The 24,012-nt window shown below is 70.5% G+C and carries 26 protein-coding genes; 13 read left to right on the plus strand and 13 right to left on the minus strand.

From position 1 onward, the window contains the following. The first annotated feature begins 143 nt into the window (after positions 1-143). On the plus strand, positions 144-1,139 hold the full coding sequence (locus ACF08W_RS31440; protein WP_392281360.1) for a hypothetical protein: 996 nt from the start codon (positions 144-146) through the stop codon (positions 1,137-1,139). A 326-nt stretch (positions 1,140-1,465) separates the two neighbouring features. Here the strand turns inward: ACF08W_RS31440 and ACF08W_RS31445 are convergent, their stop codons facing one another. From ACF08W_RS31445 to ACF08W_RS31505, 13 genes are all read right to left on the minus strand, one after another. Next, positions 1,466-1,855, minus strand: a complete 390-nt coding sequence (locus tag ACF08W_RS31445) for a hypothetical protein (protein WP_392281361.1) — start codon at positions 1,853-1,855, stop codon at positions 1,466-1,468. A 137-nt stretch (positions 1,856-1,992) separates the two neighbouring features. After that, the gene (locus tag ACF08W_RS31450; protein WP_392281362.1) at positions 1,993-2,502 is read right to left on the minus strand and encodes a hypothetical protein; all 510 of its coding nucleotides are present in this window, start codon (positions 2,500-2,502) and stop codon (positions 1,993-1,995) included. An 81-nt stretch (positions 2,503-2,583) separates the two neighbouring features. Beyond that, positions 2,584-2,808, minus strand: a complete 225-nt coding sequence (locus tag ACF08W_RS31455) for a hypothetical protein (RefSeq protein ID WP_392281363.1) — start codon at positions 2,806-2,808, stop codon at positions 2,584-2,586. 56 nt (positions 2,809-2,864) lie between these two features. Further along, a complete protein-coding gene (locus ACF08W_RS31460; protein WP_392281364.1) occupies positions 2,865-3,215 on the minus strand; it encodes a hypothetical protein in 351 nt (116 codons plus the stop codon). A gap of 697 nt (positions 3,216-3,912) precedes the next feature. Continuing rightward, positions 3,913-4,530: a hypothetical protein gene (locus ACF08W_RS31465; protein WP_392281365.1), complete on the minus strand. Its 618-nt coding sequence runs from the start codon at positions 4,528-4,530 to the stop codon at positions 3,913-3,915. Positions 4,531-4,770: 240 nt separating this feature from the next. Beyond that, positions 4,771-5,541 carry a transposase gene (locus tag ACF08W_RS31470; RefSeq protein WP_392281366.1) on the minus strand — a complete coding sequence of 257 codons (771 nt, stop codon included), beginning with the start codon at positions 5,539-5,541 and terminating at the stop codon, positions 4,771-4,773. 42 nt (positions 5,542-5,583) lie between these two features. Continuing rightward, positions 5,584-6,009 (minus strand): hypothetical protein, encoded by a 426-nt coding sequence (locus ACF08W_RS31475; protein ID WP_392281367.1) that lies wholly within the window; start codon positions 6,007-6,009, stop codon positions 5,584-5,586. Between the two features lie 65 nt (positions 6,010-6,074). Continuing rightward, positions 6,075-7,163: a helix-turn-helix domain-containing protein gene (locus tag ACF08W_RS31480; protein ID WP_392281368.1), complete on the minus strand. Its 1,089-nt coding sequence runs from the start codon at positions 7,161-7,163 to the stop codon at positions 6,075-6,077. 22 nt (positions 7,164-7,185) lie between these two features. After that, positions 7,186-7,851 (minus strand): hypothetical protein, encoded by a 666-nt coding sequence (locus ACF08W_RS31485; RefSeq protein ID WP_392281369.1) that lies wholly within the window; start codon positions 7,849-7,851, stop codon positions 7,186-7,188. Between the two features lie 229 nt (positions 7,852-8,080). Then, positions 8,081-8,908 (minus strand): DUF721 domain-containing protein, encoded by an 828-nt coding sequence (locus ACF08W_RS31490; protein WP_392281370.1) that lies wholly within the window; start codon positions 8,906-8,908, stop codon positions 8,081-8,083. Beyond that, positions 8,905-11,037, minus strand: coding sequence for a hypothetical protein (locus tag ACF08W_RS31495; RefSeq protein ID WP_392281371.1), 2,133 nt, complete (start codon positions 11,035-11,037; stop codon positions 8,905-8,907). Before ACF08W_RS31495 ends, ACF08W_RS31490 begins: the two co-directional genes overlap by 4 nt. 1,505 nt (positions 11,038-12,542) lie before the next feature. Then, positions 12,543-13,106 (minus strand): GNAT family N-acetyltransferase, encoded by a 564-nt coding sequence (locus ACF08W_RS31500; protein WP_392281372.1) that lies wholly within the window; start codon positions 13,104-13,106, stop codon positions 12,543-12,545. Next, a complete protein-coding gene (locus tag ACF08W_RS31505; RefSeq protein ID WP_392281373.1) occupies positions 13,103-13,861 on the minus strand; it encodes a GntR family transcriptional regulator in 759 nt (252 codons plus the stop codon). The genes ACF08W_RS31500 and ACF08W_RS31505 overlap by 4 nt, the downstream gene beginning before the upstream one ends. 397 nt (positions 13,862-14,258) lie before the next feature. Here ACF08W_RS31505 and ACF08W_RS31510 point away from each other — a divergent pair, with 397 nt between their 5' ends. From ACF08W_RS31510 to ACF08W_RS31565, 12 genes are all read left to right on the plus strand, one after another. Further along, complete coding sequence (locus ACF08W_RS31510; RefSeq protein ID WP_392281374.1) at positions 14,259-15,119, plus strand: hypothetical protein; 861 nt, start codon at positions 14,259-14,261, stop codon at positions 15,117-15,119. A gap of 107 nt (positions 15,120-15,226) precedes the next feature. After that, positions 15,227-15,805: a hypothetical protein gene (locus ACF08W_RS31515; protein WP_392281375.1), complete on the plus strand. Its 579-nt coding sequence runs from the start codon at positions 15,227-15,229 to the stop codon at positions 15,803-15,805. A 174-nt stretch (positions 15,806-15,979) separates the two neighbouring features. After that, a complete protein-coding gene (locus ACF08W_RS31520; RefSeq protein WP_392281376.1) occupies positions 15,980-16,582 on the plus strand; it encodes a hypothetical protein in 603 nt (200 codons plus the stop codon). 210 nt (positions 16,583-16,792) lie between these two features. After that, positions 16,793-16,960: a hypothetical protein gene (locus ACF08W_RS31525; RefSeq protein ID WP_392281377.1), complete on the plus strand. Its 168-nt coding sequence runs from the start codon at positions 16,793-16,795 to the stop codon at positions 16,958-16,960. 150 nt (positions 16,961-17,110) lie between these two features. Continuing rightward, on the plus strand, positions 17,111-17,347 hold the full coding sequence (locus tag ACF08W_RS31530; RefSeq protein ID WP_392281378.1) for a DUF5999 family protein: 237 nt from the start codon (positions 17,111-17,113) through the stop codon (positions 17,345-17,347). Positions 17,348-17,485: 138 nt separating this feature from the next. Beyond that, the gene (locus ACF08W_RS31535) at positions 17,486-18,031 is read left to right on the plus strand and encodes a hypothetical protein (protein WP_392281379.1); all 546 of its coding nucleotides are present in this window, start codon (positions 17,486-17,488) and stop codon (positions 18,029-18,031) included. A 180-nt stretch (positions 18,032-18,211) separates the two neighbouring features. After that, positions 18,212-18,886 (plus strand): hypothetical protein, encoded by a 675-nt coding sequence (locus tag ACF08W_RS31540; RefSeq protein ID WP_392281380.1) that lies wholly within the window; start codon positions 18,212-18,214, stop codon positions 18,884-18,886. Between the two features lie 94 nt (positions 18,887-18,980). After that, positions 18,981-21,896, plus strand: coding sequence for a hypothetical protein (locus ACF08W_RS31545; protein ID WP_392281381.1), 2,916 nt, complete (start codon positions 18,981-18,983; stop codon positions 21,894-21,896). A gap of 498 nt (positions 21,897-22,394) precedes the next feature. Continuing rightward, positions 22,395-22,700, plus strand: coding sequence for a hypothetical protein (locus ACF08W_RS31550; protein ID WP_392281382.1), 306 nt, complete (start codon positions 22,395-22,397; stop codon positions 22,698-22,700). Beyond that, the gene (locus tag ACF08W_RS31555) at positions 22,697-23,272 is read left to right on the plus strand and encodes a hypothetical protein (protein WP_392281383.1); all 576 of its coding nucleotides are present in this window, start codon (positions 22,697-22,699) and stop codon (positions 23,270-23,272) included. Before ACF08W_RS31550 ends, ACF08W_RS31555 begins: the two co-directional genes overlap by 4 nt. Continuing rightward, positions 23,269-23,481 carry a hypothetical protein gene (locus tag ACF08W_RS31560; protein WP_392281384.1) on the plus strand — a complete coding sequence of 71 codons (213 nt, stop codon included), beginning with the start codon at positions 23,269-23,271 and terminating at the stop codon, positions 23,479-23,481. Before ACF08W_RS31555 ends, ACF08W_RS31560 begins: the two co-directional genes overlap by 4 nt. After that, entirely contained in the window at positions 23,478-23,978 is a 501-nt protein-coding gene (locus tag ACF08W_RS31565) for a hypothetical protein (protein WP_392281385.1), read from the plus strand. Before ACF08W_RS31560 ends, ACF08W_RS31565 begins: the two co-directional genes overlap by 4 nt. Positions 23,979-24,012: the final 34 nt, after the last annotated feature.

The raw sequence follows: 24,012 nt of genomic DNA on the forward strand, positions 1-24,012 counted from the left end.
CGCCCGCCGCTCTCCTGGTGGGGCGTGGGGCTGTTCCACGCCGGGAAGGTGTCCGAATGCCACGCTGAATGTCGTGCGCATGATGATAGTGATATCAGGGTGCGGAACCTTGAGGACACTGTGCATTGGAACCGGGGGAGAGCATGGAGACTTCTGAACTGGCGGCCATGGCAGTCGCGGTTATGACCGCGACTGCGACTGGAGCGGCGACCGCGGTCGGCCAGAGTGCCGGAACCGCAGTCGCCGATGCTTTACACGCCCGGCTGGCCTCAACGGAGCGGGGGCGTGCGGCCCTGGCCACACTGCACCAGGCCCCGGAGGACCCGGCCGCACAGGACACGGCCCGGTCCGTGATCCAGGAGGAGATCGAGGCGGACCCGGAGCTGCGGCGTCAGCTGCAACTGCATTTGACCGCACCGGAAACCAACGCCACGGGCAGCCTTCTGATCACCGGCAGCCAGGTGTCACGCAGTTCCATCGCTCTTGGCCCGCTGACCATCAACAACACCCGGGGCGGGCGGGCCGTCATCGCCCTGGTGGCTGCTCTGCTGCTGGCCCTGGTCGTGCTGGCCGTGTACGGGGGCACCCGGCTGATCATGGTCGACGACTCCCCTGGGTCGTCGCAGGACAGCAGTGCACGCCATGCCGTGCGAGCCCTGAACGCCAGCGAGGTCAAGCGGGTCGTTCCGGACCTGGCGAGCATGCCATCCGGCTGGGTGAGATCCGGGTTCCTCGCGCCTAGCGTGGGTGAGGAAAACGGGTGCTCAAGTGCCCAGGCGCGCTTCAAAACGAACAACTGGAACGACGGCAGCACGAGGACGGTCTGGGCCGACTTCGCGGTGTGGTCCTGCCCCAGCGCGGCGCTGACCGCGAAGGGTTTCGAGGAAACCCGGTCGGGCGTCGCCAACAACAACAAGGCGAGGGAGATCTTCCTCCCGGAGCTCGGCGACCAGCGCTCCGCGATCACGCACTACAACACCGACCTCGACGAGACGACAGCCGTCGCCCTGGTCCGCGTCGGTACCGTCCTCATCAAGCTGGAATACCAGCCGGTGCCCGACGACTCGGGCTGGACCAGGGAGTTCGAGCAGTTTGCCTCGGAGGTCGCCACCCGCGCCCAGCAGGTCCAGAACGCCTGACCCGCGGCCTCGTTCCTTGCCGTAGTGGAACACGGTGTCGCGCTGTTCCAGAGCCAGGGGCCATGAATCCGGACCGGATCATGATCCCGGGCACGGCCGACGGGCGCCGACTCCGGGCCGCTCTCAGCGGCCTCAGGGCGGAGAACCCGCACGCCCAGCCGTAACGCCGCCGCACCGACGGCGGCCCCGCGCCCGATGGGCCGGACCGGGTGCCCGAGGGGCAGACGGTCGACCACTTCTGATTCCGCCGCTCCGGGAGCACGCGCCCAGACGCGCCAAGGCTCCGCCCGCCCGCAGGAGATGCGGACGGGCGGGGCTGTGGTGTGTCAGGGGCAGCGGGGCACGTATATGTTCCAGTCGCTGGGCCTGACGTAGACCTTGCTCACCCAGACATTGGCGTTACCGCTGTCGTCGTCGGTTTTGAACCAGGTGGAACTGGTCCTGCCCTTGTCCGAGATGCTCTGGCCGTAGTCCCAGCATTTGACGTAGTTGGAACCCTCGTTCAGATAGCCCACGTGCGTAGAGGCCAACGCGTCCGGGGTCTTGTGGGACCACGAGGTGTAGTCGAAGTACAGCCAGTAGACCCCCTGGGCCGCCGAGGGCACCGCGGCCGAGTCCTGGGCCGCCTGGGCCGGTGCCGCGGTGACCGCGAGTGCGGCTCCACCGAGGGCGAGGGCGCTGAGTACCGCGACTGCGGAACGCTTGAGCTGCTTCATGTGAGTTCCTCCCCATACGCTGCGGTTTCGTCGTGCTGCCTCAGCAACGATGCGATAGCCATGGAGAGGAGCGCGCATGGTTTTGGCTCCCACTAAAACGTCACCCGCGACCTCACCGGTGGCCGGTGGGCGGGTCTTCAGCCGGACGGGGCGGGCGCCCCGGCGGCCAGTCGCTCCCGGAGGGCGTCCAGCTTCTCCAGGACGGCCTCCGGGGGTGAGGATGCTCGCTCCGCTGCCGCGGTCGCCAACGACACCGCGACGAACCGGTCGAGACCGTGCAGATCACCGAGCGGACCGACGTCGCCGGCGGCGAAGGCGTCCAGCGCGGACCCGACGTCCGGCGGCATCGGGAACCGGCCCGTCAGCGCCGTGGTCTCGACCGCCACGGCGGGGATGGCGCCGAGCGGTGTGGTGTCGCCGGGTCGACAGCCGAGGGCCTCGACCGCGTCCGCGAAAAGCCCCTCGACCCGGTGCCGGGCGTGGTCGTGGAGCGCGACGCCGCCCGCCGGGTCCATCAGCCGGCGCATCCCGCGATCCAGCTCCACCACCACGTCGTGCAGGTCGGCCGGATCGTGCCGCACGCACGCGCGCACCAGGTCCACCGCCAGGATGCCGCCGCGCAGCCGCGGCACGCTCGTCACTCTCATGCCTGGCCAACGAGCCGCGCCCCTCGGGGAAACCCGCCCGCTGGAGCCTTGTCCCGCCGCTGTCGGGCTTCTGCCGGTCCGTCAGTCGCGCGGGGCCGGCTCTTCGTCGGCGCGTCCGCCGGTGCCCAGGGTCCGGCGCGGTGGCGGGGGCGCGGTGGTGGGGAGGGCGTCGAGTACGCCTCGAGAGCGCAGGGCGTCGAGGTCGGCGAGGCGCTCGCCGGGCAGGGGGGCGAGGAGGTCGGCCTGGGTGGCGCGGCTGGGTGCGGGTGCCTGGGGGCCGGGTCCGAGGGTGCGGCGGGCGGTCACGGCGGCATCGTACGGGTGCCGCGACCGCCCGCTCGTCCGGCCCGCGCACTGTGCGGCTACAGGAGGCCGGTCAGTCCGGTGGCTGGGCCTACCGTGTGCAGCGGGGCGCACAGGTGCCAGGCCCGGTGCAGTGCCTCCGGCTCGCAGATCGGGCCCGTGGTGCCGCTGGTCTCGTGCCACGCGTCGCAGGTCTCGCAGTCCGGCTGCCGGTCGGGCAGCCACTCCGGGTGCGTGGTGATCAGGTGGTCTTCGAGGTGGATCCTGGTCGAGGTGAGGGGCAGGTCCCAGTCGCGGGCCCTCGCGCGGGGGTGGCGGGAGCCTGCCACGGCCAGGCCGTACTCGACGGCCAGCTTCCGGCAGGCACCGCACCCGGCCATCCGGGCAACAACGTCCTCGGCCTCGGTCATGTGCTCTCCTTCGGATAGTCCTGCAAGGCGAGGCCCTGTACGCCCCGCCGAGGGCCGATCGCGATCTGGAACCTTGAGGGCCTGACGGACGCTCAGAGAGGCGTACAGGGTGGCTCTTGGGGTTCGGGGGTGCTCAGTGCTGGTTCGTGTCCGTGAAGCGGGAGTAGTGCATTTGCGCGGCTGCCGTGACAGTTGCCCGCCGGCCCCGACTGGCTCGATCAACTGGTATCGGCCGTCCAGCACGGTCCCTGCCTGTACAACTCCCCCTTCGGCGCGCGGCGTAGCGCGGTGTACCAGACGTGCAATCGCAACGCTACGCGGTGATCGCCGCCGGTACCGGAGTGTTGGCTCGGCTCAGCCTGGGGCCCGGAGGACTGCTGGGGCCGGGGCGCCGACCACGTCCGCCGATTTCCGGGCCGCACGCTCGGCACGGGCCCGGCGTGGGAGGCGTCGGCCTGGCGGCGGCGCTCGGCGCGGGCCTGCCCGGTGCGGGCGGCTCGGGGAACGCCCGGCGGGACTGTTCGGGCAGCGTGGCGGTCTGCCGCTGGACCGCTGCGTCGATGCCGAACTGTCCGCCGTAGCTGATGAGCGAGGTGGGCACCGAGGTCAAGCGTCTCGGAATGCTGCCCCACTTCCACGGAATCGCTGGCCACCTCGGAAGGCATTCTCACTCCGCCACGGCCTTCTTGGTGCTGGATCAGCGTTCCATCAGCATGTCTACGTAGGCGCTGACCTCTGCGTTTTCCTTGCGAACACGCTCAAGGTCGACTTCCTTCCGTATTTGGCGGAGGATCTTGAGCGCTGTTTTGTCCAGCTCCTCGGGATCAAGGAGGTCGAAGAGTTTCCTGCCGCCCAGTCCCAGTGACATGGACTCGTTCGGGAAGTCGTTCCGAAGCGCGCGCCCCTTGGGGTCGTTCTTGCGTTGCGGCGTTGGTGCGGTAGCGGTCGTCTCGGTCAGGTCGGCTTCGTCGAGATGCTCGAGCGCGTCGCGCACGGCCTTCAGCTTCTTGTTCTCCTCGGGCTGTTCCGTGCCCTGCAGATCCGCCAGGCGGATGGCCCACCGCTCGAGCTGGTGCGCGGACCAGACCAGGATGTGCTCGCTAGCCCACCTGGTCCGCCAGGTCGCACCGAGCTCGTCCTCGAAGTCAGGGCTCCAGGTTTCGCCGCGTTCGTAGTTTCGGAACGCGGCATCGTCCTTCTTCCGGTTGGCGCGGGCGACGGCGGCCTGCCTGACCACTGCCTCAGCCCAGATCTGGACCATGGTCTTCGCAGCCAGCTCGGCTTCGCTGGGGCTTTTCGGGAACTCAGCCTTCATCGCCGCAGCCTAGCCGCGTACAGGCTGACCATGCCCATCCACCAGCCCAGCTCCGAGAACCGGGTGCCGTGAGCCTTCCAGGGCTGATGACGACTGCGACATCATTTCTGGAGCTGTCGGCACCTACTGGTTGCGAGCCCTTCAGAGCTGATGACGTGGTGGGTGGTGGGGGCTAAGGCTTGTCCCGTAAAGATCTTCGAGTCAGTGGGACCGTGATCGACTGCTGCCCGCTCTGCTCGCCTATCGGCCGAGGGCAAGGTTGTGCAGGCGGGCGATTCCACTCATCGCGTGATGGACGCCGTCGCCCTTCAAGCGGCAGTCACGGAGGATCTTCCACGTCTTCATGCGGGCGAAGGCGTGCTCAACACGGGCGCGGACCTGGCGGTGGGAAGTGTTGTGCTCTTCCTTCCAGGCAAGCAGCTCGCTCTGCCCGCGCTCACGGCGGTGCGGGATGACCAGGCCGGTGCCCCGGTAGCCGCCGTCAGCGATCACGGTAGTGCGGCCGACGGCGTCCTTGGCTCCGGACAGTGCCCACGCCTTGCAGTCGTTGCGGTTGCCGGGCAACGGCCGGCCGACCACGACAACGCGCCGGGTATCTGCGTCGATGACGACCTGGTGGTTGGTGGAGTAGCGGTAGTTCTTCGACCGCTCGGCCACAGTGTGGTCGCGGGTGGGGACCAGGGTTCCGTCCACGATGAGCACGGTGTCCTTACGGAACCGCCTGCGGGGCTTGAGCGCGAGCAGGGGACCAAGGTGGCTGATGATCCGGTCAGCTGCGGACTTTGAGACGCCGAACAGCGGTGCGAGCTGCCGCAGCGTCAAGTTGGTGCGCCAGTACGCCGTGATCAGCAGCACCCGGTCCTCCAGCGGCAGGCTCCACGGCCGGCCTCTGCGAACCGCGTCAGCTCCTTCGCGCCGCAGCTGTGTCACCAACGTGCCGAAACAGCGGGGGCTCAACCCGGTGAACGGGGCTATCCAGGACGGCTGCGACGCCGTGATCACACCAGCCACGGCGGGAGCCTCACACGGTTCCCGCCGTGGCTGGTGTGCTGATCACTTGCTGGACAGGCGGAGATCTCCGGACCAGGTCTCACACCGGACACGGCCGGAGCCGAAGGAGATCTCCAGTGCGAGCCGCCCGCTATCCGGGGCACCCTCTTCGCTGACTGCCAGTACCGTCTCGCCGAGGTGATCCGCGAACGCGGTCTCGCCGCTGATCGGCGCCACCTCGACGCGACCTGACTCCGCCATGTCGTATCCCGCGAAGGGGGTCGACGTCTCCACGATCAGGCACCAGTCCGAACCGGTCGTGATGTGCGTGGCGACCGCCTCACTGTCGATCAGCCACACGTCCAGCGGGCCGGACGGAGCCTCCGAGCCGTACAGATGCCACGAAGCCACCACTTGCTCAAGCCGCCGCCCGACCAGGTAATCAGGACGCACACCGGCCCCGTGCAACGGGCCCTCGCTCACCCTCATCGACTCCACCCAACGACCGTACCGTCAGGCAGAGCCCCAGCTCACGCCCTTATACGGGACAAGCCTTAGCGTACGACGCTGAGTGCGGGTCGGACGGGGGTGCTGAGTTCGCCCCCGCCTTGGAATCCGACGGGGATCAGGCCGAAGACGAAGTGGTTGAGTTCTTCGGGCGCAATGTCCATAGCGGCCGCGACCTCTGCCGGACTCATTCGTGGGCGGAGCGCTTCGAAGACCTTGGCCAGCAGTTGGCTGCTTTCGCGGACCATTTCCGAGTTGGGCTCGCCTTTTCGGTACCCCATCTGCGCGAGCTGTCTGGCGGCGTGATGGTAGCGCCACTCGCTGAGGAGTTTCATGGTGCGCAACCGGTAGGTAAGGGCCATGGCGGAGACTTGCCAGCGTCGTTTGGCGCTGAGGATGCGTTCCACGCTTGCTTCGTGGAGTTGCTGGGCGAGGATTCCGGCGCGAGGCATGAGGAATGCGGAGGCGAAGGCGTCGGCGTTGGCTTCTGCTTCTGGGCCGCGGGGTGATTCGTAGCCGCTGTGGAGGACGAGGTGGCCGAGTTCGTGCGCGGCGTCAAAGCGTCCGCGCTCGCCGGTCTTTCGGGTGTTGAGGAAGACGTAGGGGGTGCCGTGGCGCGTGGTGGAGAAGGCGTCGACGTCCAGGCAGTCCGGGGCGAGGGAGAAAACACGTACTCCGTGGGCCTCGAGCAGGTGGACCATGTTGGGTGCGGGGTCTTCGCCCAGCCCCCAGTGTCTGCGGACGAGGTCGGCGGCCTCTTCGGGCGTGGGGTTGCTGTCGGGATACGTCGGGACGTCCGGGGTCGGCAGGGAGAACCGGTCCTCCAGCCACAGGTTCAGCGTGGCGGCGATGGCGCCGGAGCTGAGGGCACTGTCCCGTTCGACGGCGCTCATCTTGGATGGCGCGCGGAAGCTGCACGCCCCAGGGCTCATGTCAGGTGCCGGGGGTGCCTCGAAGAATGAGATGGGGAACTTGAGGGCTTTGGAGAGCGAGGAAAGTGTTTCCGCCGTAGGAATGCGGCGATGATTTTCGTAAGCGGTCAGGCTCTGCGCGGAGATGCCGCATTGTTGGGCCAGTGCGGCCAGTGTCATGCGCCTCCGCTTGCGTGCAATTACCAGTCGCTCAGGCGTAAACACTTTCCTCGACTCCTAGTTGTAGTTACAGGTTTTTGATCTCCACGGAGACCTGGGCGCTGGTTTCAACGGCGGCATCCAGCAGTTCGACATCGACGCCGGGGTCGACCTTCCCTCGGAAGAGGGGAATTCGCTGAACCCACTGATTCACGTACTTCCCTTCCATTTTAACGGGAAGGGAGAGCTCGGCGGAGAGCTTTCCGTTATCTCCTCGCTCGTAAAGCAGGAACCAGAGAGGAATGTCGTCGAGTTCCCGGCCGAACTCGATGTCGTCACGGGAAAGGAAAACTCCCTGCCCGTCCGGCTGGTACTTCGCGTTGTTCTCCACGAGGTAGGCCATCGCGCTGCCCTTGGGGTTCTTCGTGCGGGGCTTCGCGTCCAGGTCTCCGACACCGCCCTTCCCGCTGATCGCGGTAATGGCGTGCGTGGCGTCAGGGTGGACGACGCGCATGATGCTGTCCCGGTGAGTCCAGCGCCACGGGACAGGGGTGTGCTCGGCGTCCGTGAGGATCTCGGCCAGGTAGCGGTTGGTGCGGCTCCAGAAAGTGACCCCTGCCGCGGCCGGGGCGTCCAGCTTGGTGCACTGGCGAGTCTCGGCTGCCGCCCATTCCGTGGCATCGGTGAAGAGCTTTGCCGAGACGCCGAGATCTTCAAGGCTTGCCACACGCTGTGGCGGTACTGCGTTGAGCACAGACCCTCCCTGAGTGAGTTTCAGAAACCGTACCTGATCCGAGGTCAGATTTTTGAAACCGGAGTGATCTTCGCACACAGTTTCGAATATGTCACGCCAGACAGCAGCAACAAGCCAACTCAACCACCAGTCACATCAGTTGAGGAAGCAACGACACACCCACCGGAGCAGCCTCGAACCCCGGCTCGGGCCGGCTTCGAGGCCAGCCCTGCTCCCGGTGAGAAGCCGCTCACGCGGACTTGTCCAACGGTGCCGGCTGCGGAACTGAGTCCACCATCGTCCCGGCCTCCCTTGCCGCGCGTTCCGCACGGGCCCGGCGCAGGGCTGCGGTGTGGGAGGTGTCGGCCTGGCGGCGGCGCTCGGCGTGGGCCTGGCCGATCGGGGCCGGTGCGCTGTCCGGTGCGGCCGGTTCGGGGAATGCCTGGAGGGACTGTTCGCGCAGCGCGGCGGTCTGCCGCTGGACCGCTGCCTCGATGTCCGGGTCCGTCCGGGAGGGGCGGGCTGTTTGGAGGTGCGCGGCGAGCGCGCGGTGGTAGCCGTCCGAGGCGGTCTCCCTGGTGCGTGGCGTCCCGGCGGGCGCGGTCGCGGGCGTCGGGCTGACGACAGTCGGCGCGGATCCCGGTGCTGTGCCGGGTGCCTGGATTCGCAGGGTGCGGACGACAGTGCGGCCCGCCGACTTGTTGGCGGCCGCGATGATGCGGGTCTGCTCCAGCCGGGCCTTCGTTGCCCAGGCTGCCGACTCCGGGCACACGGTGAGGCGGCCGGAGTCCGCGTCGTACGCCACGGCGGCGACGTGGCCGGCGAGCTCGGGGGCGATGGCCGCCCACCGGTCCCGCAGCGTCGCGCCGGCGGCCGGGAGCTCCCAGGCCCGCTCGGTGACCAGCGCGCCGAGCGCCGCTGCGAATCCCACCGGCTCCCGGCCGTCCCGCCGCACAGTACGAACCGCCCGCGGCTTCGCCTTTGCCTTCTGGCCGCCGTTCTTCCGGGCTGCGTCCATCGCGGCCCGCAGCGCGACCCGGGCCAGGTCGACGCCGGTCGACGCTTCGCTGCCGCTCACGCCTGCCCCCAAGTGGTGTAGCCGAGGTCCAGGTGCCCGAGGCCGGACAGGCGCTGCACCTGGGCGACGAACGCCCGGGTGAACAGGCGCTGCGCCGACAGCTCGCCGTACCGGGCGATGTGGTCGAAGACGAGCTGGTGGTCGGCGGCAGCGCGGTTGCGCCAGTCCAGGACCTGCTCCCGGGTCAGCTCCTTGAGGACGAGCTCCTGGTCGTCGTCGACGTCGGCGAACTCCGGCTCCGTAGGAGGCACGATGACGGCGGCCGGGCGCGGCGCGGGCATCGCGACCGGAGCCACCGGCACGGCCGGGACGTCGTCGGCCGGCTGCGCGGCCGCGGCTTCGGCGCGGTGGGCCTTGGCGGCGGCCTGACGGGCGCGGACCTGCTCCCACTCGCGCTCGCGGGCCCAACCCTGGGCGGTCACCCGCTCGTGCAGCTGCCGGTCAACGGCCGCGCGGCGCTCGTCCTCGGAGGCCCCGGGCATCGCGGTGTCCACGGCGGCCGCGATCGCGTGGCGCTGGGCGCGGCGGTCGGCCTGCCGGTCCTCGCAGCGCGGGCAGTCCTGGCCGGAGTCGAGCAGCACGCCTTCGTCGCACCGGGGCTCCGCGCACAGCTGACGCTGCGGCAGACCCCGGCCGATCAGCCAGCCCACCGAATCCTTGATCGGCCCGGCCAGCCGCATCTGCTCCGCCAGGCGCCGGGCGAGCCGGTCGGCCAGGACCTGCGGCGCGTCCGTACGACCGGCGAACCCGATCACCCTGCCCAGCTCGCGGCGGGCGGCGGCCTCCACCAGGCGCCGGGTGGCCGGATGCTCCAGACGTGCCCACACCAGGTCGACCGGAGCCAGGACGGCCCGCAGATCCTCCGGCGGCAGAGGCACCCTCCCCCGTTGCTGCCTGCCCTGACCCGTACCGTCCACGACCCGCGCCGGGCCGTCGGCCACCGGCCCGCGGTGGGGCTTCTCGCTACTGATCGACGGGGGCTTCTTCGGCTTTTCCCCGCGGAGCGGGCCGCCCTCAGCCACCGACGACGCCGACTTGGCAGCGGCGGTCTCGCTATCGACGGCCTGGTCCTCGCGCACACACACGCGCTCCGGCCGACGGCCTTCACCCCCACGGCCTTCGCCGGAAAAACCACAATCAAGCTGAGGAGGAACTACTGGAGTAACCACCTGAGCGTGGTCTGCGTGGAGCTCTGCACTATCAGGGCGCTCCAGAATCTCGGAGACTCCGGCGTCGCCGGTCCTGCGGATCCCAGGCATACCAAGGGCACCAGCCGTACCAGCCGGAGCAAGATCTCCGTCTGCACTACCGGGGCGCGCCGAAAACACGACCGAGGAGGTGTGGACGACCTCCAGTACACGGCCGTACGCCCGGGCCACGGGCAGCAGCCTGACCCGGCCCCGGCCACGCATCCGCGTCGTCGTGGACCGGTACTCCCGACCCACGACACCACTCTCCGTCAGCCGGTCTAGGACCTTCCGGGCCCCGGCCGGTGAACAGCCCAGTAGCCGGGCCAGTGTCAGGGCTCCGCGCCCGTGCTTCTTCTCCGCCTTCCGCACCGAGCCGCCGCACAGCGGCAGCCAGCCCGATCCCGGAGTGGTCAGCACCATCAGCAGCAGGCCGAGGCGGTCGGTGGCCGCGCCCTTGCCACTGCGGCCGGCGAGCAGCCCCGGAGGCGTCGGCTCCTTGCCCTCCGGGGACCAGCCGTGCCCGAACAACGCCTCGCACAGGTGCAGAAGCGTCGCGAGCTCCGCCTTGGTGAGGGCCAGCGGGTGCCGGGGCCCGCCGTGCTTACGGGCCCGCCACAAGGGCATCACCAGGCACCTCAGCCCGGTCGGGTAGCCCCGCTCGTCCCGGACCTCCTCGGTGTGGAGTCCGTCCGACGCACGCAGCGGAGTCAGTGCCCGGCGGTGGACGGTGGACTCCCCCACGCCCATCCACCGGCCCAGCTCCGCGACCCAGATCGATGTCACGGAGTCGTCCTCGTTGCCCATCGGCGCCCGGGACTTCGCGAGCAGCACTACGGACGTCAGCTTCGCCACGTCCGACTGCCCCGCGATCGACGGGTCCGCGAGCAGCGCCTGGACCGCGGCGAGCAACCGCAACCGCATCGGCCGGCCCAACCGCACCGGATCCTCCGGCCCATCACCCGCCAGACGCCCCCGGCCCGGAACAGGACCCAGGCACGTCTGCGTCTGAGCGCGCCGTGGACGCGGGAGAACGGCAACCGGCGCCGCCACGGCACTCACCGGCCCACCCGGACGTACGAGAGAGAGATCATCCCGGCAGCCTCGCGCGGACCGCCTGTGGACAGAGGCCCGGAACCCAGGAGAGCCCCGCTGCCTCCCGCCCGGCGGTTAAGAACTTCGGATCGGGTCCCGCCATGCGGGCCGGCGGTATCGAGGACACCGTCGGCGAAGAGGGCGGAGCCCCGCAGAGCGCCGCTTGGCGTGGTGGTCGGCGATGCCACGCCGCACGTTGAGGAGGTCGTAACGGGGACGTGCTGAGCGGGGGTTGGTGTCGTCATGGCGGCACCGTGGGCGGTGCGGGGGTTAGCTCCGCAAGTCCAGTGCTGGCCGGTCCCCGTCGTGTGTACGCGATGGCGATGCGGGCTGGGGGCGCTGGGGATGCAGGGGTACGTCACACCTGCCGCAAGTGCGTTTCTGGTAGCGAACGTGACACCGGAAACGCGGAAGGATTCCGAGGCCGCCTGGTAGTCGTCACGGGTGGCCTGCGGGCGTACGAGTGGGGTAGCCGATCCTGCGACCGTGTCCTCGGAGCCCCGTCCAGCCGCGGGGGTCAGCCTTGATGCGGCGGTTTCGGGCCGGGGGGCGAGGGGCTGCGGAAGGCAGAAGGCGGCACTGAGTGCCGGAGAAGACTTGGTCCAGATCGGGTGAATTTGGACTGGGTGGGTATGGGTGGGCTGGAAAACGGCATGGCAGTCCTGCACAATGTCTCCTTGTGGAGGCGAGACATCGCCAAGACACAGCGAAGCCCCGGCTAGGTGCTTCGTGGTTCTGGGAGAACCAGTACGAATCGTTCGGCCGGCTGCGAACCGGACCGGACAACCCCTTCGACCGGGGCTGCTAACCCTGGTCGGTATCAGAGGGGGCGCTCGGCCGAGGTGCTGGTAACACCTCGAGGACTGAGCGTCCCGGCGGCTATGGGACCTGAGAGGTCGCCGCCATCACGTGACTACGTCGATTCGGCCCCCGGAGTGCAGTACGGCTCGTGCTTGCTGCTGCCCGCACGGAAGTCGGCGCGCTCGCCCAGCGTGGAGTGGCTGACTCGAAAGCGAAGGAAGAGGCCGCGAGGGCACGAATGCCAGGCCGGAGCGACGTACTGGCGTCGCTGCCACGGCGGGGCGTTGGTATGTGACCGTGCCCGTGTGCAGGTACCCTGCATCACGCGCGCCTCCTTCCTAGAAAAGGTGGATCGCCGGGCCGGAAGGAACTTCCGGCCGAGAGCCCCTCGGACTTGCCTAAGGTCCTGGGGGCTTTTTTCTTGCCCTGATTGATCAGGTGAGGGATACCCTACCCCTCACCTGCAACCGAACGGCTACGGACTGCGACGTGTTGGGGTGACTGGCTACGCCGCGCCCAACGAGCTGTCAGCGCGCATGGGCAGCACCTGTTCACACGCCAACCTTCACTCCCTCAGATCTAAGGGCGAGTTGGTTCGGTCCGGGATGGCGCACCGTGGAGGCTGGGCGCTGCCCAAGCCATCCTGATAGGCGGTGTGCGGGCGCCTCAGTGCGAACGTGGCGGAACCCCTCCCGCAGGTAGAACTGCTGCAGCGCGGAGTTACTCCGCCAGCAGTCAAGCCGCACCCATGGCAGGCCCTGAAGCCTGGCTTGGTCGCCAGCCCAGTCCAGGAGGCGCCCTCCGAGGCCGAAGCCCTTCACCGATCGCGCAGTGATGAGCTTGGCTACGTAGACGGCGCTCTCCGGGCCGTCCTGTTCGTTCCAGAAGTCCTCGTCGGCAGAGGTGAGCGTGATTGTCGCCACGACGGTTGAACCCTTGTCAACAACCCAGGTGCGCCCAGCCGCGATGTCGCGGTGCCATTTCTGAAGGGCCGGCATTCTCGTTGCAGGGTCACGCCACTGGTCAATGCCGGCCCGGGCGAGCCACCGCTCAGCATCGAGGCGGAGCTCCATGAGGGCCTCGGCGTCGCCTGAGGTGGCGGGTCGGATCATCATCCGCTCACATCCAATTCGTAGACGAGGATATGCCTGTCTCCAGGCGCGATTGTCCGCATGGCTCGTACTGGCGAGTGCTCGCCATAGCCAATACGGACATGCTGGGCGACTGGGGTTCCTGGGGGGAGACGCAGGCGCTCGGACTCTTCAGGCGTGGGCATGCGGATGCTGATCTCGTCCCGCACGTGCTGCTGCGGGTGGCCGATCGACTTGAGGATTCCGCCCGGGACTGACACGTCGCCAGCCGCTTCAAGCAAGGTTCCGATGGCGATCATGCCGGGGAACCAGCTAGTGCTCAGCTGAAACGGGCGGTCGTCCACTGTCCGCACGCGCTTCCGAGTGACAACGAGGTCGCCCGGGCTGATCTCCAGCCACGAGGCCACGTCGGCCGGTGCTGGGCCGGTGCTGACCTCTACCTCCTGGGCAGGTACGCGGCCAGCCATCTTGATTGCCGCTGACCAATCGTCCATGGCCCGCGAATCGCGGCGTCGGCCTCGTTCAAACGATGTCAGGTTCCAGGTGACCGGGTGGTCGGCGCGAACTCGGCGGCGCCCACCTCGTTCGCCTACAACCAGGCCCTCCGTCTTGAGGATGTCGATCCCCGCACTCACCGTCTTGGCGGTGACGCCGTACTGCTCAGAGAGCTCACGGCTCGTGGGCAGCGCGACGCCGGGCGACAGGTGACCGGAGCGGATCTGCTCGCGCAAATCATCAGCGATCGCTTTCGCCGTTTGTCGGTGCGGGCTCGTAGTCATGCGAGCACAGTACCCCCCATCGAGACTTAGGTACACAACTGGGGGCTATTTGAGTGATGGCGCGCCAAGTTCCGTACCTAACTCTTGACTTGACGGTGCCTAAGTCCTGTACGGTCATACCCGTCGACGGAAGTTATGTACCAAAGTCGATGTGGTTACCCGTGCTTCCTGGCGGGTGGCCGTCACCACCGCAGTTTTGCGGCCCGCCTCTTCGGAGTCGGGCAGGTGGCCGGAGGCGGTAGCCACGACCAAACCCCCCGGCCGGCAGGACTGCGTGTACGACTGCAGCGCTGATGTGTTGCCTGTCCGCCAGGACACCTTGGGCTTCGGCCTGTGGGCCTGGCGGGCGGAGAGAGCATCCGCCCCCCTTCCCTTCTTCTCCTGCTGAGGAGGCGCCATGTCCAATCTCGCCATGCCCAAGGCCGCCACACGCCGGGGCCGCACCCGTACCTCCCGCGTCAGCCCCCTCGACGCGATCGTCATCTCGACCCTGTCGCCCGGCCACGTCGACATGCGGCGGGTCGAGTCCACCCAGAAGCGCCGCATCTCGCTGGCCTGCCCGGGCTGTGGCACCTGGGTGGCCGTGACCCCCAACCGCGGCACCTACCTGCTCAAGACGGTTCCGCACCACACCGGCAAGGCCGGCCGGGACGCCGCGATCCGCTGCAGCTCCAGCAACCGCCTCGTCGACGTGGACATCACCCAGGACACCTGGAGCCACCAGTACGAGGAGTGGGCGCGCGAGGAGCGCATCGCGGTCGACCTGACCCGTCACCGCCGTGCCACCGTCCAGACCCTCAAGGTCGCCCGGCCGCAGGAGCGTCCCGCCGACCGGCGAGCGCAGTGGGAGCGTGCGGTTCCCGCCGCCCGCCAAGCAGATGCCGCCCGTGCGGTTCCCGCCGACGCGATCCCCACCACGCGCGGTCGGGCCGTCGACGGACCCGCCGGCGCCCTGCCGGCCATGACCGGGCAGACCGCCGGGGACCACCGCTCCGTCCGCGCCCTGGCCACCGGCACCCTCCGCGCCCTGGCCGACGCCACCCCGGACCGCTCCGCGAGCGATGTCCTCGACGAGCTCCTCACCCGCGCCGCCTACACGCACCTGGCTACGGTCTGGCGCCGCCCCCTGACCCCGGCGGACCAGTCCGAGCACACCAAGCTGGTGGCCAAGGTCAAAGCCGCGCTGCCCGCCCCGGCCCCGGGCGAGACCGCCGCCGCGTACACCGCCCGCTACCGCAGGCCTGCCCTCGCTTCCTGACCCCGCCAGCACCACTACGGCCTCGGCCGCCCCGGAACCAGGGGCGGCCGAGGCCGTAGCTGTCTGGTGCTCAGCCTCAGCCCGCCCTCTCCGAAAGGACGCCCCCCGTGACGCTCAACCGCCTCTCCCCTACTGCCGCACGCAACGCCCTCCGCCCCCGGCTCCTGGCCACCGTTGAGACCCTCGCTCGCTGCCGGGGCCTGGACCAGTACGACGGATTGTTCAACCGCGCCCCCGACCTGCCGGCGAACGTCTGGCCGCTCCAGCAGGCCGCCGCCTCCAGCTTCTGCTCGCTGTGCCCCGCCCGGCCCGCGTGCGAGGAACTGGAACTGCGGTACGGGAATGACACCCGCACGAGCGACACCGTGGTCCGCGGAGGCCGTCGCGGCCAGGAACTGGCCATCGACCGCGAGTGCCGCCAGACCGACCGCCTCGACGACGCCGTCGCGGCCGACCAACTGGAGGCGGCCCGCGAGCAGTTCACGCTCGCCTACACCCTGGAGACCGGCCCGGTCACCAGGCGGATGCTGCGACGCCCGGCTCTGGAACGGCTCGGCGAGATGGTCATGAGGCTCGCCGACCGCGGCGCCGCCTGGAACATCGCCGTCTACGACGCGGCCGGCAAAGACGTCACTTTCAACTTCGCCTTCACCGCCGAGGACGCCGCCCTCCCGGCCGCGGCCTGAACCCGGGCACCTGTTCCGTACGTCGTCCCCAGCCCGAAAGGACTGGTGTCGGCGTGGGGCTACAGGACCCCACCGCGCCCCGCCCCGAAACGGAGCGGACCCCCGACACGGCGTTGCACCGCCACATGTGCCGAGGGCCAGCGCGGACCACCCGTCTCACAGGAGCTGATCCGCATGACCAGTATGACGTGCGCGCCCCTCGCGCCCGCCTCCACCACCGCTTCCCTCGCCTCGACGGCCGCCCCGCTGCACGCCGGCGTCATCGAGGAGATCGGACGCGAGGACGACCGTGGCGGGCACGACGGCCGCGGCTACGAGCGCGACGAAACCGACACCGCCTTCCGCCAGCTCGTCCAGCACCTCGTCGACCACGGTGACGCTCGGGCCCAGAAGGCCGATCGCCATGCTCGTCGGACCTATGCCGACATGGTCCCCGGCGACTACGCCCGCCAGCCGGTTCTGCACCTCACCAGCCCGCTTGACTACCGGTCGGCGGACGACGCATGCGTGATCTGCGGATTCTGGACGTGCAAGTGCGGCGGGATCGCCCCGGCCCAGAAGGCCGACCGCCGCGCTGGCCGGACCTACGCCGAGATGTCCCCCGGCCCGTCGTACACCTGCCAGCCGGTCCTTCGCATGACCACCACCAGCATCACCTTCACGCCGAGCGCCCAGCCCGCCCCCCACGGCAACGGCCGGATGCAGTGCGATCGGTGTAACGGCTGGTTCGGCGTCACCGCCTGGACGTGCGACGCATGCCGAGCCGCCGGGAGGTAGACCCCTGCTAGTACCTCCGCACCTCATACGCACGGCCCGGACCGCACAGCACACAGCGGCCCGGGCCATCCGCTTCTACGGCCTGGCCCACCCCGTCACGACCGCCCTGCTCGCGCTCGCCGCTACGGCGGCCGCCAGGGCCTGGGACGCCGGCCACCACGTCACCGAAACACACCCGCGCACCACCCCACGCCGAAAGGACCAGCCCTCATGGCCGCTCCCACGAACGAAACGCCTGACCGAGGACCGGCGCAGGTCGTCGCGGACGTCATCCGCGAGGCCGTGACCTGCGAGCGGGAGCAGTGCCGGCCGGAGGACCACCAGCGCTTCGTCGACGAGAACCTGCGGATCGCGACCGAGCGAATCAACAACTCCTGACTCACGGCTGACCGCACGACAGGACAGAAAGCCAACTCGCCTCCCGCGCCCCGACGCTCGACCCGGCCGGCCGCCCACCTGACGGGCGGCCGGCCTTCCGCACACCTCCGGCCCGGGAAACCATCCCGAACCCACCTGAAGGAGGGTCCAATGCCCACGCTCGACACCGCGACCACCAGCGCCCGGCTCCCCGCCTCGCTCTGCACCCACACCCCCCGCTGCCCGACCGCCGACAGCCCCGACGCAGAGGCCGCCCACGTCGTGGCCGCCCACCCCGAACAGGGCTGGAGCCTCCTCTGCAACGCCGTCCTGCTCTTCGACGACACCGGCGAGCTGCTCCCCGACGGCCAGGTCGTCGACCCGCGCCGTCCCGCGCTCGCTGCCTGACCAAGGGCCGCAAGTACGGCTGATCCCGATCTGCGGGCTGCCTGATCCGCGCGGCGCCTCTTTCACCAGACCGGTGGAGAGGCGCCGCGCGGTGACGGGGAGCCGGACAGCCCGGACCACCAACGTAAGGAACACAGCATGTTCAAGCTGAACCGTGGCCTGCACGACCGCCGTGACCTGGAAGCCACCGCCGACATGTTCGTCCGTGACATCGAGACGTTCATCGCCGGGACGATCGCCGCTACGACCCCGGCCAGCACCCCGGCCTCGCTGCTCAAGTCCGCCTGGGCCCTGACCGACGACTACACCGACTGGCTGCGCTGGGGCCCCAGCGGCATGCCGCTGACCGGCGAGCAGATCGCCGCCCACGCCGAAGCCGCCGCCCGGGCTCTGCAGGCCGAGGGCTGGAATCCCACCTACCCGGCCGGGCGCGGTATCCGCGCGGCTCTGGTCCACGCGGAGGCGACCGATCCCGAGCACCGGTTCAGCGGGGACACCCGCATTGCGCTGAACTTCATCTTCGAGGCCCTCATCAGGGCCCTGACCGGGGCACCCCACGCCAGCTACACCGCCTGGGACGAGCACCCCGCCCGCACGGTCGAGGACGTCTTCGGCCTGCTCGCCGCCGCCGCCGCGTTCGCCCGCGCCTACGGCGCCCTTGCCCCGGCTGCTCAGGCTGTCTGACCCGTCGCCGGCTCGCCGCGCAGACCACCACCGCCTCCGAGAGGCCGGAGCTCCCCCCCCCCAGGACTGACGGCCTGACGGCTGCCTGATCCGCTCGTCCCGACTGCCCAGCACGGCAGCCGGGACGAGCGGTGACGGGGAGCCGGACAGCCCGGACCACCACCGATGAAGGACCCGATCATGACCAGTCACGACGACATCCAGCAGCTCGCCCAGCAGCTCGCCGACCACCACCACCCGCACTTCCAGGGCGTCACGACGAACCCCCACGGGGTGCTGACCTTCACCTTCGCCAAGTTCACCGGCTCGGAGCCGGAGCCCGACCTGCCCCGCGAGGTCTGGGAGGACTCCCGCCTCCCGCAGGAGGCACTCAGGTTGTTGGAGAAGGAGTTCATCGAGGCCCGGAGCCTGTGGCTCGATGCCGCGTACGTCCGCGCGCTCACCGCGCTCCGCCCGGAAATGGTCCCGGTCTGGGACGACTACGTCCAGGCCCACGAGTCCATGGACAGGGCGTTCACTGCCCTGGACACCACCGCCGACACCCACTGGCGCGCCGCCGTGTCGACGTTGGTCGCTGCGCAGGAGCGGGCGCTGGCGGCGGCGCGGGCCTGGGACTGGCAGGCCGCCGCCCTGGCCGCGGTCGACGAGAAGTACCTGTACGGCAGCAGCATCTCCCCGGCCGAGGCACACGCGCGTGCCGGGCTCGACACGACCGGCTGGGTCGTCGAGTCCGCCAGCGCGTACGCCGGATACGGCGACAGCCCGCTCATGGAGCGGGTGAACGGCGTGGTCGAGCGGCAGCGCGACCACGTGAAGAAGGTGGCCTCGCTCACCACCACCCCGTCACAGGGCTGACCCCCGCCCGTACCACCCGTTCTTACCGCGCCGACGCCTTCCTTCGCTCTTGCCGGAGGAAGGCCGGCCCCTTATATACGAGGAGATCCCCGTCGTGGCGAGTGCCCGCTCGAAGTCCCCGGCCAAGCGCAAGCCCAAGCCCAAGCCGCAGGCCCGGCCCCGGAAGACCACCAGAGCCGGCACGCCGACCGCCTGCACCACCGCACCGGCCCCCGTCCCTCTTCCCGCCCCTCGCGAAGAGGCCACCGAGACGGAGACGACGACGTATCCGGCTGCCGACCCGGTGGTGGCCGATGCCCGGGACCGGGCCGCCGACGCGGCCGACCTCCTGCACGAGTCCGCACAGGCCGAGGCGCGCCGGATCCTGGACGACGCCGAGGCCCGGGCAACCGCCCTGACCGACCAGGCGCTGCGGCAGTCCGGGGAAGCCCGGGCCGCTGCCGAGGCCCGGGCTCGGCAGATCCTTGCCGAAGTGATCGACGAGTCCGGCCGTCGGCTCACCGCCGCGACCGAGGACGCCGACCACATCCGCAGCACTGCGGCGGATGCGGCGCAGCAGGTCCGGGAGGAAGCCCGTCTGGACGCGAAGAAGACGAGCACCGGGGCCCGTGCGGTCGCTGCCCGACACCGGGCCGAGGCCGCACGGACCGCCGCCGCGATCGAGCGGCGCGCCCGGGAGTTGGCGGAGCAGGTCCGTCGTGATGCGGAGGGGAAGGCCGAGGCGCTGTTGGCGCGGGCGGCCGAGGAAGCGGCCGCCGTCCGGGCCGGTGCGGCCGGCCTCCGGGACCGGGCCGACGCCGATGCCGCGCGCATCCGCGCCGAGAGCGAGACCCGCGCCGCCGAGTTGCTGGACGGCGCCCGTTCGGAGGCGGCTTCGATCAGCGAATCAGCCACCGCGATCCTGGCCGACGCCGAGACGAAGGCCCAGCAGCTGCTGGCCGACGCGCGCACGAAGGCCGGCACTGTCACAGCGGCGGCGTCCGGCGAGGCCGGCCAGGTCCTCGCCGACGCCCGCCGCCAGGCCGAGGAAGCCATCAGCACGGCGGCCGCACGGGCCGAGGAGGTTCGGGCGGAGGCGGCTGATGCGGCGGCCCGGGTGCGTGAGCGGGCAGAGGAGGACGCGGCCCAGGAGCGCGCGGCCGGTGCCGGGGCGGCGGAGGACCTGAAGGCCCGGGCCGCGGCCGACGCGGAGCAGCGGGTGCGTGAGGCGCAGGCCGAGGCGGCCCGGCTGCGTGAGGACGCCGGGCGGGCCCGTGAGGCCGCGGTCGCGGAGGCGGCCCGGACGCGGGAGCTTGCGCGGGAGGACGTGGAACGGGTACGGGCGACGGCGGCCGAGGACGCCGAGCGGCTCACCCGTACCGCCCGTACGGAGGCCGACCGGGTCCTGGCGGCGGCGAGGGAGAAGAGCGCCGCGGACCTGAAGGAGGCAGAGGCCGCTCTCGCCCGGGCTCGGGTCCGTGAGTCGGACGCGGACCTCGTACGGGCGGAGGCCGACGGCACCTTGAGGGAGGCTGCCGAGCAGATGCGGCGGGCGACGTCGCGGACCGAGCGGAAGATTGAGCGCAAGCGTCTCCGGCACGCAGCCCGCACCGCGCGGCGCGACGAGAGCACGGCCCGCAGGGCGAAGGCTCGTCAGGAGCGGTCCGCGCGCCGGGCCGGGCAGCCGACCGTGGCGGACCGGGTCAAGAAGTTCGTCAAGGTCAATGCCGAGCGGCTGATGGTGGTCGGGCCGATCACCGCGCCGATGGCGGTCGCCTGGACGGGCCAGGCCGGTTTCGCCGGGGACATCCTCGGCTGGGTCGCCCCCTTCACGGTTCTGTTCGCTGCGGCCTGGGAGCTGTCGACCGCGTTTGTCGGGTGGATGTACCACCAGGCTCGCCGTTGCGGTGACGCCGGAACGCTTTACCGCGTCAGCACGTGGATCTTCGCCCTCGGTGCCGCGGCCATGAACTACTGGCACGCCTCCGCCGAGCCCGTGCCCGGCAGCCGGGTCTGGGACGAGACCGCCGGTAAGTGGGCGGAGCAGATTACCTACTGGCACTTCACCCCGAAGGCCGTCGCTTTCGCTGCGATGAGCGTCGTGGGGATGGTGCTGTGGGAGCTGTACGCGTCGCTGATTCACCGTCGCAAGCTCCGTGAGGACGGCAAGGTCGCCAAGGCCCGCCCGACGATCGGGGCGGTCCGCTGGGTCCGCTACCCGGTCCACTCCTTCACCGCGTGGTCCCTCGCGATCACCGATGCCCGCCTGACCACCCTGGACCGGGCCTGGACCGCCGCCGCCGCGCAGCTCGCGGACCGCACGGCGGTCCGGACCGGACGGGCCCTGCACCGCGTCGTTGTGCCCAGGGTCGGGACCGAGGATCACGGTCCGGCCGCGATCCCCACGGTCCTCACCCTCACCCGCCTGGACCGTCCCGGACCGGACCACACCGCCGGACCGGTCCCTCCGGTCCACTACGACCGGTCCCCGGTCCGGACCGGTCCGGAACCCCGGAACACGGTCCACGCCCCGGTCCGAACCCCGGTCCGGCCGGACCGGACCGCCGGACCTGCCCTCGCACTGGACCCCGGTCCGACGGACCGCACCCCCGCTGACCTGCACGGTCACAACGGTCCGGACCGGAAAGCGAAGACCGTGCCCGCCGCGCACCCCGCCCGCAGCGTCACCGTCCGGACCACGACCCCGGACCCGGACCGCATTCCTGGTCCGGACCGGACTTCCGGACCGGACCAGGGCGGGCGACGGACCGGACCCGACGACGGTCCGGACCGGACAACGGACCAGTCGACGGACCGGACCGGTCCGGACCGGGAAACCGGCGACGGACCGGACCGGACCGTCATCGAGCTCACGGACCTGGAACGGACCGCCCTGGACCGGCTCCGGACCGAGGGCCAGCCGCTGAACCGGTCCAACATCGCCAAAGCGGTCCGGACCGACGGCGGGTCCATCGCCACGGACCGCGCCGGACAGATTGCCGTCGCACTCAAGCAGCACCAGGTCCACTGACGGACCGTACGGACACCGCACGGACCGCGCCCGACCTGGCACCGCATGGTCGCCACCAGCCCCACCCACCAGCACCCGGTGGACGGCTTGGTGGTGCGCCACGGCCGCCAGACCGACCACGCCGCTCCCGGCCCGCTTTCCACGGCCCGGCCAGGAGCGGCGCTCGCATGCCCCCAACACCGCGTCAGGAGCGTGTTCACCATGGCCTTTTTCGGCCTGATCGGCAACGACCGAGAGCTTGCCACGTAGGAGTACAGCGGCCGTGAGTCCGCGAGCGACAGGGCGACCCGCAAGCGCCGCGAAGCCCACCACCGCAACGCCACGAAGGCGGACCGGCAGGGCCAGGCGTGGGAGGCCTCCGAGCGCGCCCGCCAGGACCGCGGCGGCTGGTGGCGCACCCGCTGACCAGCCCACACCCCGTCAACCTGACTTCCCGAGGGCCGTGACACCAGCACCTGGTGTCACGGCCCTCGGGTCTCAACTTCCCTGGAGACCACTGTGCTGTTCGCCTGCCTGCACATCCGCCGTCCCGGCCGTCTGAATCACCTGCGGCGCCTCGCCCTCGCCGACGCCCCGGTCACGGCGACCCGCCTGCCCGGCCCTCTCCTGCCCGACACGCGGTACCCCGCCGGCCCCGTACCGGCGCTGCCCGACGGCTTCCACCCCGCCGACCCCGCACCCGTTCCGGCCGGACCGGCCCCCGTGGACGCGGATGAGCGCGCCGTCCAGGTCTGGTTCCAGACCCGCCAGTTCGGCCACTCCGGCCTCGTGACCAGCCCCGATGAGACGGGAGACCGGCGGTGACGGACACCACGCACGTGCGCCGTGATCAGCCGATCGAGCCGACCAACGTCGAGCTCTCCGGCGAGCGCACCGACCGCGCGACGCCCCCTCCCCCGCCTCTGTCCCAGCCGCCGACGCCGCCGTCGGCGAGCCCGGAACCGGTCCCGCCGCCCCGACGCGGAACACCCCCTCCACCCCCGCCGCCGGCCGGGCCTCCGTGGTCCTGGGGCGGCGTGATGGCGCCCCAGGCGCCCCCGCAGACCCTGGTGGAAAACCACTACCACTACTACCCCACCCAGGACCGTCCGCCGCGGTTCAGCGTCTCCCGGCTCAGCCCGGCCAAGAACGGGAGCGCCCTGGTCGCGGGTCTGCTCCTGCTGCCGGTGACGGGCAAGGTGCTTCACGTCTGCGGGGACGAGCCCGGCATCCTGATGGCCGCGCTGGCCGTCACCGGAATCCTGGAGCTGCGCACGCACAGCCGTGTCAGGTCCTGGCTGGTGCGGGTCCTGACCTTCAATCTCCTCGTCTCCACTGTGGCCACCCCGGCCGGCCTGCACCTGTACGGCTACCTCCTCACCGGGGTGTGGTCATGACCAGCGCCCTGATCCTCGCCCTGGCCGGCATCCTTTCCCTGGGCCTCCTGACCAGCCTGCTCCTCCGCAAGCACCGGGCGGCTCTGGCCTTCCTCTGGGCCGTCGGGGAAGCAGTCCTGCTCGGCGCCGCCTTCGCGTTCGGTACCGGCCCTCTGCTCGGCGGCCTGAACATCCTCATGGGATCCGTCGTGGCGGTGGTCCTGCCGTGAGCGTGACACCGACCCAGCTATCGCTCGGCGGCTTTGGTCTGGCATCCGCGGTCCTGGTGCTCACGCTCGCCCGGTGGTGGCGCAACGGACGCGAGGTACCCTCGGCGGCCGCCATCGCGGGCGGCCTGGTAATCGGCCTGCTCAGCGCTCTGTGCTCCGGTGGCCTGCTCGGCTGGGCCGCCCGCCGCACCGTCACCACCATCACCAACCCCCTCGGCAACCTCGTGGTGGGTGCGGGCAGCAGCCGGCTGCTGCCCGAGACCGCACCGTCCGGCATGAGCCCCGGCGGTGCCGTCGCTACGACCGTGCTCCTGGCCGTCCTCGTCCTCGCCTGGCGCTGCTGCGACAACCAGCTGCGCCGCCAGATCGCGGCCGGTGCGCTGGTCGGCTCGGCGGCCGGGTTGACTGCTGGGGCATTGGGCCTGGCCGCCCTCACTCTCATCCCGGCCATGAACCACCTCGGCGACCAGATCCTCGCCGCCCTGCCCTTCCAGTAACCCCTCTTCTCTCGTCCCCCTTTTTTCGTATGTG

This window comes from Streptomyces sp. NPDC015144 (genome assembly GCF_043079735.1).
Lineage (GTDB): Bacteria > Actinomycetota > Actinomycetes > Streptomycetales > Streptomycetaceae > Streptomyces.